This window comes from Streptomyces sp. XY006 (genome assembly GCF_002237655.1).
Lineage (GTDB): Bacteria > Actinomycetota > Actinomycetes > Streptomycetales > Streptomycetaceae > Streptomyces > Streptomyces levis.
In genome coordinates, this window is the sequence record NZ_NOKT01000022.1 from 145369 (window position 1) to 154962 (window position 9594).

Here is a 9594-nt window from a genome sequence, read left to right on the forward strand (position 1 = left end):
TGCGTACTCCCGGTACACTTCCCGACCCTCCCAGCGCCGGTGGGCAGCGCACGCGCATCACCTGACCCGCCACCCGAAGGAGTGAACCTCGGAGGGGAGTTGAGGGGCAAGTTCCGCCGGCTCTTGCAGCGGCCGTGCGCGGCACGCCGGTTGGACGCCGGGAGCGGGCGGTGGCAGTATTCGCCACCGCGCCTTCCCGGAACAAATCATTCCAGCCCAAACCAGGCGCCTGACCTGCGCGGGTGCGCCGGTACGGCAACCATTGCCGACCTTTTGCGGACCTTGTGAAGGCCTCGTGCAGACTGGCTGGATGCGTACTGAACTCGCCTCGGAGCCGGGAGACGCCGACCGCCCCAACGAGGACTTCGCCGGTGTCGGGCTACCGGCTTCAGGACAGGGCGGTTCACTCGTCGTCCTGGACGGTGTGACGCCGCCGAGGACCGGGACGGGGTGTCTGCATTCCGTCCCCTGGTTCACCGCGCGCCTCGGCGGCGCACTGACCGAACTGACCGTTTCACTCCCGGATGTTCCCCTGGTCGAAGCCTTGTCCCGCGCCATCGCCCGTACCGCCGGCGCACACGCTTCAACCTGTGACCTTTCTCACCCCCGCACCCCTCAGGCCACGGTGGTCGTGGCCCGGTGGAATCCGGACAGCGTGGAGTACCTCGTCCTGTCGGACTCGGCCCTGCTGCTGGAGTCCCCGGACGGCGCGGTGACGCCCGTCCTGGACGACCGGCTGGCCCTGCTGCCCCGCTCGGCACTGGCCACGGACGCGGTGGTGGACGCGACGCTGCGGAACAAGGAGGGCGGCTTCTTCACGGCGGCGGCCGATCCCTCGGTGGCGCGGCTGGCCGTGACCGGGACCCTGCCCCGCCGCGAGGTGCGCGCCCTGGCCGCCCTGACGGACGGGGCGACCCGCTGGGTGGAGAGGTTCGGGGAGGGCGACTGGACGGACTGCTTCCACCTCGTGCGCAAGGAGGGGCCGCAGGCGCTGGTGGACCGGGTCCGGACGCTGGAACGGGCCGAGTCCCCCGCGACGTTCCCCGGCCGCGGCAAGCGGCACGACGACGCGACGGTCGTGTACGTCGAGTTCTGAGGACCCGGCCCGGACCACCCGGACGGGGTGCTACTTCTCCATGCCGCGGTTGAGCTGGTGCAGCAGCCGGGCCAGTTCCGTGACCTCGTTCGTCTCCCAGTCGGCCAGGCGGCCGGCGTAGCGGGCGCGGCGGGCCTCGCGGACCCGGCGGACGCGGTCGTGGCCCTCCTGGGTGAGGGCGACCAGCCAGGCCCGGCCGTCGGCGGGGTCGGGCTCGCGGGCGACCAGGCCGAGCTCCTCCAGGGCGCGCAGCTGGCGGGACATCGTGGCCTTGCCGACGCCGATGTAGGCGGCGAGCTCGGTGGCCCGCTGCTTGCCGCACTCGTCCAGCCGGACGAGCAGCCCGTACGCGGACGACTCCAGGTCCGGGTGGACCTCGCGGGCCATCTCGCCCTGGCTGGCCCGGGCCCGGCGCAGCAGGACGGTCAGTTCCCGCTCCAGCGCGAGGAAGGCGGGCCGGTCCACACCGCTGCCGGCCGTACCGTCTCCGGCCGTACCGGTCGCGGCCGCACCGGCATCCGCGGACTCATCCGGTCCGGCCCGGTGTCCGTCGTCGTTGCCGCCCTCGTGCACGTCAGTCCCTGCCTAGGTCGTCGCTACTGAGATTGTCCTCCGGTCGCCGTCGGCGCCGCAGCCCGGCAAGTATTCCCAGGTCAGGGCATCCGTGTCCACAAGCCCCCCACACGGTGAAGGCCCGGGCCTCCCTCACGAGAACCCGGGCCTCCCCTACCGGCCGCGTCCTCCCCCAGTGCCTAAAGCCTGGGAGGTGCCCCCACCGCCGCGACCGGAACCTCCGGCGCCGCGCCGTTCGTCGCGGGCGCGAGCGCCAGCTCCAGCACCTGGCGGACGTCGGTGACGGCGTGGACGTCGAGCTTGTCCAGCACCTCCGCCGGGACGTCGTCCAGGTCGGGCTCGTTGCGCTTGGGGATGATCACGGTGGTGACCCCCGCCCGGTGCGCCGCGAGCAGCTTCTGCTTCACACCGCCGATCGGCAGCACCCGCCCGGTCAGCGAGACCTCGCCGGTCATCGCCACGTCCGTGCGGACCAGCCGGCCGGACAGCAGGGACGCCAGGGCCGTGGTCATCGTGATGCCGGCGCTCGGGCCGTCCTTGGGGACCGCGCCCGCCGGGAAGTGGATGTGCACGCCCCGGTCCTTCAGGTCGCCCACCGGCAGTTCGAGCTCGGCGCCGTGGGAGCGCAGGAAGCTCAGCGCGATCTGCGCGGACTCCTTCATCACGTCGCCCAGCTGACCGGTCAGGGTCAGCCCGGCCGCGCCCGTCTCCGGGTCGGCCAGCGAGGCCTCGACGTAGAGCACGTCACCGCCCGCTCCGGTCACCGCGAGCCCGGTGGCCACGCCCGGCACGGACGTCCGGCGCTCGGCCGGGTCCTGGGCGGACTCGGGCACGTGGTGCGGCCGGCCGATCAGGTCCCGCAGGTGGGCGTCGGTGACGGTGAAGGGCAGCTCCCGCTCGCCCAGTTCGTGCTGGGCCGCGACCTTGCGCAGCAGTCGTGCGATCGACCGCTCCAGGGTGCGCACGCCCGCCTCGCGCGTGTACTCGCCGGCGAGCTTGCGCAGCGCGCCCTCGTCGAGGGTGACCTCGTCCTTGTCGAGCCCGGCCCGCTCCAGCTGGCGCGGAAGCAGGTGGTCGCGGGCGATGACGACCTTCTCGTCCTCCGTGTAGCCGTCGAGGCGGACGATCTCCATCCGGTCGGCCAGGGCCTCCGGGATCGCCTCCAGGACGTTGGCGGTGGCGAGGAAGACGACGTCGGAGAGGTCGAGCTCGACCTCCAGGTAGTGGTCGCGGAAGGTGTGGTTCTGCGCCGGGTCGAGCACTTCGAGGAGGGCGGCGGCCGGGTCGCCCCGGAAGTCCGAGCCGACCTTGTCGATCTCGTCGAGGAGCACGACCGGGTTCATCGAGCCGGCCTCCTTGATGGCGCGGACGATCCGGCCGGGCAGCGCTCCGACGTAGGTGCGCCGGTGACCGCGGATCTCGGCCTCGTCGCGCACACCGCCGAGGGCGACGCGGACGAACTTGCGGCCCATCGCGTGGGCGACGGACTCGCCGAGGGAGGTCTTGCCGACGCCGGGCGGCCCGACCAGCGCGAGCACGGCACCGCCGCGCCGCCCGCCGATCACGCCCAGGCCCCGGTCGTTGCGCCGCTTGCGCACCGCCAGGTACTCGGTGATGCGCTCCTTGACGTCCTCCAGACCGGCGTGCTCGGCGTCCAGGACCCCCTTGGCGCCCTGGATGTCGTATGCGTCCTCGGTGCGCTTGTTCCACGGCATCTCCAGGACCGTGTCGAGCCAGGTGCGGATCCACGAGCCCTCGGGTGACTGGTCGGAGGAGCGCTCCAGCTTGTCGACCTCCTTCAGGGCGGCCTCGCGGACCTTCTCGGGCAGGTCGGCGGCCTCCACGCGGGCGCGGTAGTCGTCGGACTCCTCGCCCTCCTGCTCGCCGTTGAGTTCGCGCAGCTCCTTGCGGACGGCTTCCAGCTGACGCCGCAGCAGGAACTCACGCTGCTGCTTGTCGACGCCCTCCTGGACGTCCTTGGCGATGGTCTCGGCCACGTCCTGCTCGGCGAGGTGGTCGCGCAGCTGCTGCGTGGCGAGCCTGAGCCGGGCCACCGGGTCGGTGGTCTCCAGCAGTTCGACCTTCTGGTCGGTGGTCAGGAACGGCGAGTAGCCGGAGTTGTCGGCGAGCGCCGAGACGTCGTCGATGGCCTGGACCCGGTCGACGACCTGCCAGGCTCCGCGCTTGCGCAGCCAGGCGGTGGCGAGGGCCTTGTACTCCTTGACCAGTTCGGCGACCTGGCCGGGCAGCGGCTCCGGCACGGTCTCGTCGACGCTGGTGCCCTCGACCCACAGGGCCGCGCCGGGGCCCGTGGTCCCCGCACCGATCCTCACCCGCCCCCGGCCGCGGATCAGCGCGCCCGGGTCGCCGTCGGCCAGCCGGCCGACCTGCTCGACGGTGCCGAGGACGCCGGTGTTCGCGTACGTCCCGTCGATGCGTGGCACCAGGAGTACCCGGGGCTTTCCGGGTGTTGTCCGAGCGGCGGCCTGTGCGGCCTCCACCGCGGCCCTCACCTCGGAGTCGCTCAGGTCCAGCGGGACCACCATCCCGGGCAGCACGACCTCGTCGTCGAGCGGCAGCACGGGCAGGGTGAGCGGTGTGGACGTCGAAGCCATGATCTCCCCTTCGGCAGTCAAGTTGAGCTATGCCGACTCAATGCTTGGGGACGGCCGGTTGTTCCCCGACCTGTGTTCGCTGTCAGCGATCACCCGTGCCGCCCGCGCGGGGAGCCCGCGTAGAGTCGCTCGCGTAATAGGCCAAGCGGGCACACGGTGATTACAGGGGGCGGCGTGGACGGGACCGTGCGGGCGTGGGTGGACGGGTGGGTCGTCTCGCGCGGAGCCGCTCCGCCCGTGGCGGAGCCATGGGGCTGGACGATCGACATGGGGCTGTACGGGCACGTCACCCGGCATGTGTTCGGCGCGACGGGCGAGGACCTGGACGAGACGACCGTCCGCAAGGTGGCCGGCGCGGTGACCGGGGACGGCGTGTGGCTGAAGGCCTTCCGCGATCCGGCGGAGGTCGCGGGCTGGCTGGACGACAGCTGGTGGATCGACCCCGAACCCGGCTACCTCATGACGGTCCCGCTGGCGGCCGGCGACGCCCCGGACCTCCCCGACGGCTTCCGGCTGCGCACCTGGTCACGGGGCGCGGTGACCCAGCTGATGGTGGCCGCCCCGGACGGCTCCCTGGCGGCGCGCGGCCAGATCACCCCCACGGGCGACACCGCCGTCGCCGACCGGATCGAGACGGCCCCGGAGCACCGCCGCAAGGGGCTGGGCAGCCTCGTCATGCGGACCCTGCAGTGCGCCGCCGCGCGGCAGGGAGCCCGGACCGGCGTCCTGGCCGGCACCCCGGCGGGCCGGGGCCTCTACGAGTCGCTGGGCTGGGAGGTGGCGGCGGTGCTGACCAGCGCCAGACACGACCGGCCGACGGCGGCACGGGCCTGACCTGACCTTTCCTTCCCTGCCCGGCCCGTCACCCCGGAGCGTCACGCCCGGCCGGAACCGCGCGGCGCGTGTGCCACCGCCGGACCAACGGCCAGGTCGCGATCCCGATGGCCAGGGCGATCAGATGCCCCCAGTTCGTCATCGGGTCGGTGAAGGCGGCCAGGTCCCGCAGCAGCATCCCGCCGAAGGCGGCCAGCAGCGGTACGCGCAGCCACGGCCTGAGCAGCCCGGCCAGGGCGCCGGTGCCGGCCGCGACGCCGAAGCTGACGCCGTAGTCGAGGCGGTGGAGGGAGGAGTCGGGCAGGTGCCCGGCCAGTACCGCGAGACCCACCGGGACCTCGGTCGCCAGGGTGGCGAGGACGTGCCCGAGCAGGAAGACCCCGGCCGTGCGCAGGCCCCCGATCCGCCGTTCCAGGGAGGTCAGCACCAGCACGAACCCGACCGCGAACGGCGAGGCCGCCCCGCCCGCGACCCACAGCGCGCTGCCGACCAGCACCAGCTCCGGCGACCGCACCAGATGCGCCACGTCCGTACTGGACCCCTGGAGCAGGGCGTGCAGCACGGCGGGGTCGACGTACGCGCCGATCAGCGAGGTGACGCCGAGCAGCACCGCATAGACGAAGGTGAACGGCGTACCGGCGGGCGTGGGCAGCACCCGCCAGGGACGCGGGCCCCGTCGCCGGTGCGCCGCCGGGGACCCGGCTTCCCACCGCCCCGGGCTAGCGCCCCCACGAGGACAACGCTGCCTCGGCACACCGTCCAACAGGGGAACACCGTGCGGCAACGCCTGACAGGCAGAGCCACGACCCGTCGGACCGCGCACACCAGCCGCCGCAGGCGCATCCACCGGCACAGGCAGGACCGTCTCGCCGGCCGACGCGGGCGCCGTGCCGGCCGACGCGGGCGCCGTGCCGGCTGACGAGCGCCCGGTCGGCTCACCGGGCGGCGTGGTGCCTTCCACAGAGGGCGCTCCTTCCGTCCGGTCCCAGCCTTCGCCCGCCCCCACCGCCCTGTCTGTGACGGGCGCCACCCCGCGGGCCCGTGCCCCGCGACCTCCTGGCTTCCCGCTGCGTCCTGCCGATAATCCCGCGCCCGGGCCGGCCTCCACCTGCCAGGATGAGCCGATGCCCACCTCATACGACACGCCTGACGTCCTGGACCGGCGCGAGGGCCCGCACGGCGAGGTCGTGCTGCGGCGGCACGGTGACCGGCTGGAGATCATCGCCAACGGCTGTTTCCTGATGGACACCTCCGACGGCCGCTCGGAGCGGCGGCTGGTCGACGCGGCCCTGGACGCCCTGCCCGGCCGGGACCACCCCGACGTGCTGATCGGCGGACTCGGCGTCGGCTTCTCCCTGGCACACGCCGCCGCGAACCCCCGCTGGGGACGGATCGCGGTGGTGGAACGCGAGCACGCGATCGTCGAATGGCACCGCGACGGCCCGCTCTCCGCGCTCTCCGCCGAGGCCCTCGCCGACCCCCGCACGGAAGTCGTCGAAGCCGATCTCGTCGCCTACGTCAATGAGACATCCGACACGTACGACGCCCTGTGCCTGGACATCGACAACGGCCCCGACTGGACCGTGACGGATGGCAACGCACAGCTCTACGGCGAGGCCGGACTGGCAGGCTGCGCACGGGTGTTGAGACCCGGCGGGGTCCTCGCGGTGTGGTCCGCCCAGCCGTCTCCGGAATTCGAAGAAACCTTGTGGAATGCCGGGTTCCAACAGGTGCGTACCGAAGAGATCCCGGTTGCCCGGGGCGTTCCCGACGTGGTGCACCTCGCCATCCGCCCTGGATAGCAAAGGCGTGCTGCCTGCCCGTACGCTGCTCCTCTGACGCCGATCATTCAAGCGTCAATCGCAACGATGCGCAGGCATGGCCAGTCAGAAGGAATCACCCCACTGATTCCGGAAAGCACACCCCAGGGGCGGGCGATGGAGCAGACACAGACCTCCCACAACGGTTCGGCGACGGCTACTCCTGGCGCGCAGCGCCGGGTGCTCGTCGTCGAGGACGACGCCACGATCGTCGACGCCATCGCGACCCGCCTGCGAGCCGAGGGATTCCTCGTGCAAACCGCGGGCGACGGTCCGGCCGCCGTCGACACCGCCGAGGCGTGGCAGCCGGACCTGTTGATCCTCGACATCATGCTGCCCGGCTTCGACGGTCTGGAGGTCTGCCGTCGTGTGCAGGCCGCCCGCCCGGTGCCGGTCCTCATGCTCACCGCGCGCGACGACGAGACCGACATGCTGGTCGGTCTCGGCGTCGGCGCCGACGACTACATGACCAAGCCGTTCTCGATGCGGGAGCTGGCGGCACGCGTGCACGTGCTGTTGCGCCGCGTGGAGCGCGCCGCGCTGGCCGCCACAACGCCGCGCAGCGGCATCCTGCGCCTGGGCGAACTGGAGATCGACCACGCGCAGCGCCGGGTCCGGGTGCGCAGCGAGGACGTCCACCTCACGCCCACCGAGTTCGACCTGCTGGTGTGCCTGGCCAACACCCCCCGCGCGGTCCTCTCGCGCGAGCAGCTGCTCGCCGAGGTCTGGGACTGGGCGGACGCCTCCGGCACGCGCACGGTCGACAGCCACATCAAGGCGCTGCGCCGGAAGATCGGCGCCGAGCGGATCCGCACCGTGCACGGCGTGGGCTACGCCCTGGAGACCCCGACGCCATGAGCGGCGGGCCGGCTGCACGGAGAAACCCCGGGGAGCCGGAACCCTGGGGAAAGGTGAGCCCGTTCTCGATCAAGACCAAGCTGGGGGCGCTGGTCGTCATCTCGGTGCTGATCACCACGGGTCTGTCGGTGATCGCGGTGCACACGAAGACGGAGCTGCGCTTCATCACGGTCTTCTCGATGATCGCCACTCTGCTCATCACGCAGTTCGTGGCCCATTCGCTCACCGCGCCGCTGGACGAGATGACGGCGGTGGCGCGCTCCATCTCGCAGGGCGACTACACCCGCCGCACGCGGGAGAACCGCCGTGACGAGCTGGGCGACCTGGCCGTGACGATCAACGCCATGGCGGACGAGCTGGAGGCCCAGGACCGCCAGCGCAAGGAGCTGGTGGCGAACGTCTCGCACGAGCTGCGCACGCCCATCGCCGGGCTGCGCGCGGTGCTGGAGAACATCGTCGACGGCGTCACCCAGGCCGACCCGGAGACGATGCGCACGGCGCTGAAGCAGACCGAGCGCCTCGGCCGGCTGGTGGAGACGCTGCTGGACCTGTCCCGCCTGGACAACGGCGTCGTGCCGCTGAAGAAGCGGCGGTTCGAGGTGTGGCCGTATCTGTCGGGCGTGCTGAAGGAGGCCAACATGGTCGCCTCGGTGCGCGCGGGCATCGCCACCGGCTCGGGCAGTCACACCCGTACGGACGTGCACCTGCACCTCGACGTGCATCCGCCGGAGTTGACCGCGCACGCCGACCCGGAGCGCATCCACCAGGTCGTGGCCAATCTCATCGACAACGCGGTCAAGCACAGTCCGCCGCACGGCCGGGTGACGGTCAAGGCGCGGCGCGGTGCGCTGCCGGAGTCGCTGGAGCTGGAGGTCCTGGACGAGGGTCCCGGGATCCCGAAGTCCGAGTGGCACCGCGTCTTCGAGCGGTTCAACCGGGGCAGTGCCAAGCGGCCGCAGGGGCCGGGCAGCGACGGCGGCACGGGCCTCGGCCTGGCGATCGCCCGCTGGGCGGTGGATCTGCACGGCGGACGCATCGGAGTGGCCGAATCCGAGCGGGGTTGCCGGATTCTTGTCACTCTTCCGGGACTTCCATCTGTGCCAAGTTGACGTAAAGTTCGAAGCGGAGCCACAAGATCCACGGGCATCCGCGCTGACGGACACGTGTGATCAGGCACAGGCCCGCGCCACTGGCGTGTCAGGCCCCGCTCTCCCCTTCCCTGCTTAAGCGGAACCACGCTTGTTTCCCGCCATTTCAAGCGCCGAAACACTCTTCAAGATGTGACTTGCGCGACGTTGAACGGGCCCGGCCTGACCTTCCCGCTCGGGGAGGCGTAGCCTTGATTCCCGCTGTCCATCATCTTGTGAAGCGGAAGAGGGCGGTTGCCGCCGTGTCGCCACAGTCCCCCAGTAACTCGAGCATCTCGACCGACACCGACCAAGCGGGCAAGAACCCCGCTGCGTCGTTCGGTGCCAACGAGTGGCTCGTCGACGAGATCTATCAGCAGTACCTCCAGGACCCGAATTCGGTAGACCGAGCCTGGTGGGACTTCTTCGCCGACTACAAGCCGGGCGCCGCTGCCGCCTCGGCTCCGGCGGGTACCGCGGCCACGGGGGCCGCGGGGACCACCACCGCTCAGCCGGCCGCTCCGGCCACACCGGCCCAGGCCTCCGCCCCGGCGGCCGAGAAGCCCGCCGCCGCGCAGGCTCCGGCGCAGGCCCCGGCTCCGGCGAAGCCCGCCGCGCAGGCCCCGGCCCAGGCCGCCGCTCCCGCGAAGGCCGCCCCGGCCCCCGCGAAG

General features: G+C 72.2%; 9 protein-coding genes. 6 read left to right on the forward strand and 3 right to left on the reverse strand.

The window, feature by feature from the left end; all coding sequences use genetic code 11:
- Positions 1 to 310: 310 nt before the first annotated feature.
- Complete coding sequence (locus CHR28_RS25205) at positions 311 to 1096, forward strand: protein phosphatase 2C domain-containing protein (protein ID WP_094055966.1); 786 nt, start codon at positions 311 to 313, stop codon at positions 1094 to 1096.
- Positions 1097 to 1126: 30 nt separating this feature from the next.
- Here the strand turns inward: CHR28_RS25205 and CHR28_RS25210 are convergent, their stop codons facing one another.
- Both CHR28_RS25210 and lon read right to left on the reverse strand, forming a co-directional pair.
- Entirely contained in the window at positions 1127 to 1669 is a 543-nt protein-coding gene (locus tag CHR28_RS25210; protein WP_373453386.1) for a MarR family winged helix-turn-helix transcriptional regulator, read from the reverse strand.
- A gap of 179 nt (positions 1670 to 1848) precedes the next feature.
- On the reverse strand, positions 1849 to 4284 hold the full coding sequence (gene lon / locus CHR28_RS25215) for an endopeptidase La (RefSeq protein ID WP_094055967.1): 2436 nt from the start codon (positions 4282 to 4284) through the stop codon (positions 1849 to 1851).
- A 174-nt stretch (positions 4285 to 4458) separates the two neighbouring features.
- Here lon and CHR28_RS25220 point away from each other — a divergent pair, with 174 nt between their 5' ends.
- Complete coding sequence (locus CHR28_RS25220) at positions 4459 to 5118, forward strand: GNAT family N-acetyltransferase (RefSeq protein WP_094055968.1); 660 nt, start codon at positions 4459 to 4461, stop codon at positions 5116 to 5118.
- A 28-nt stretch (positions 5119 to 5146) separates the two neighbouring features.
- Here CHR28_RS25220 and CHR28_RS25225 read toward each other — a convergent pair whose 3' ends face one another.
- Positions 5147 to 5971, reverse strand: a complete 825-nt coding sequence (locus CHR28_RS25225) for a rhomboid-like protein (RefSeq protein WP_373453388.1) — start codon at positions 5969 to 5971, stop codon at positions 5147 to 5149.
- Positions 5972 to 6242: 271 nt separating this feature from the next.
- Between CHR28_RS25225 and CHR28_RS25230 the strand changes: the two genes are divergently transcribed.
- The 4 genes from CHR28_RS25230 to CHR28_RS25245 form a co-directional block, all read left to right on the forward strand.
- On the forward strand, positions 6243 to 6920 hold the full coding sequence (locus CHR28_RS25230; protein WP_094055970.1) for a spermidine synthase: 678 nt from the start codon (positions 6243 to 6245) through the stop codon (positions 6918 to 6920).
- Positions 6921 to 7055: 135 nt separating this feature from the next.
- Complete coding sequence (locus CHR28_RS25235) at positions 7056 to 7796, forward strand: response regulator transcription factor (RefSeq protein ID WP_094055971.1); 741 nt, start codon at positions 7056 to 7058, stop codon at positions 7794 to 7796.
- Positions 7793 to 8905 carry a HAMP domain-containing sensor histidine kinase gene (locus CHR28_RS25240; RefSeq protein ID WP_094055972.1) on the forward strand — a complete coding sequence of 371 codons (1113 nt, stop codon included), beginning with the start codon at positions 7793 to 7795 and terminating at the stop codon, positions 8903 to 8905. The genes CHR28_RS25235 and CHR28_RS25240 overlap by 4 nt, the downstream gene beginning before the upstream one ends.
- Positions 8906 to 9186: 281 nt before the next feature.
- A partial coding sequence (locus tag CHR28_RS25245; RefSeq protein ID WP_441351042.1) for a 2-oxoglutarate dehydrogenase E1 subunit family protein occupies positions 9187 to 9594 on the forward strand: 408 nt, incomplete at its 3' end.

Excerpts from the sequence above, each read along its gene's own strand:
- CHR28_RS25205 (WP_094055966.1), top strand. The coding sequence starts at position 311 with ATGCGTACTGAACTCGCCTCGGAGCCGGGAGACGCCGACCGCCCCAAC.
- lon (WP_094055967.1), bottom strand. The coding sequence starts at position 4,284 with ATGGCTTCGACGTCCACACCGCTCACCCTGCCCGTGCTGCCGCTCGAC.
- CHR28_RS25230 (WP_094055970.1), top strand. The coding sequence starts at position 6,243 with ATGCCCACCTCATACGACACGCCTGACGTCCTGGACCGGCGCGAGGGC.
- CHR28_RS25235 (WP_094055971.1), top strand. The coding sequence starts at position 7,056 with ATGGAGCAGACACAGACCTCCCACAACGGTTCGGCGACGGCTACTCCT.
- CHR28_RS25240 (WP_094055972.1), top strand. The coding sequence starts at position 7,793 with ATGAGCGGCGGGCCGGCTGCACGGAGAAACCCCGGGGAGCCGGAACCC.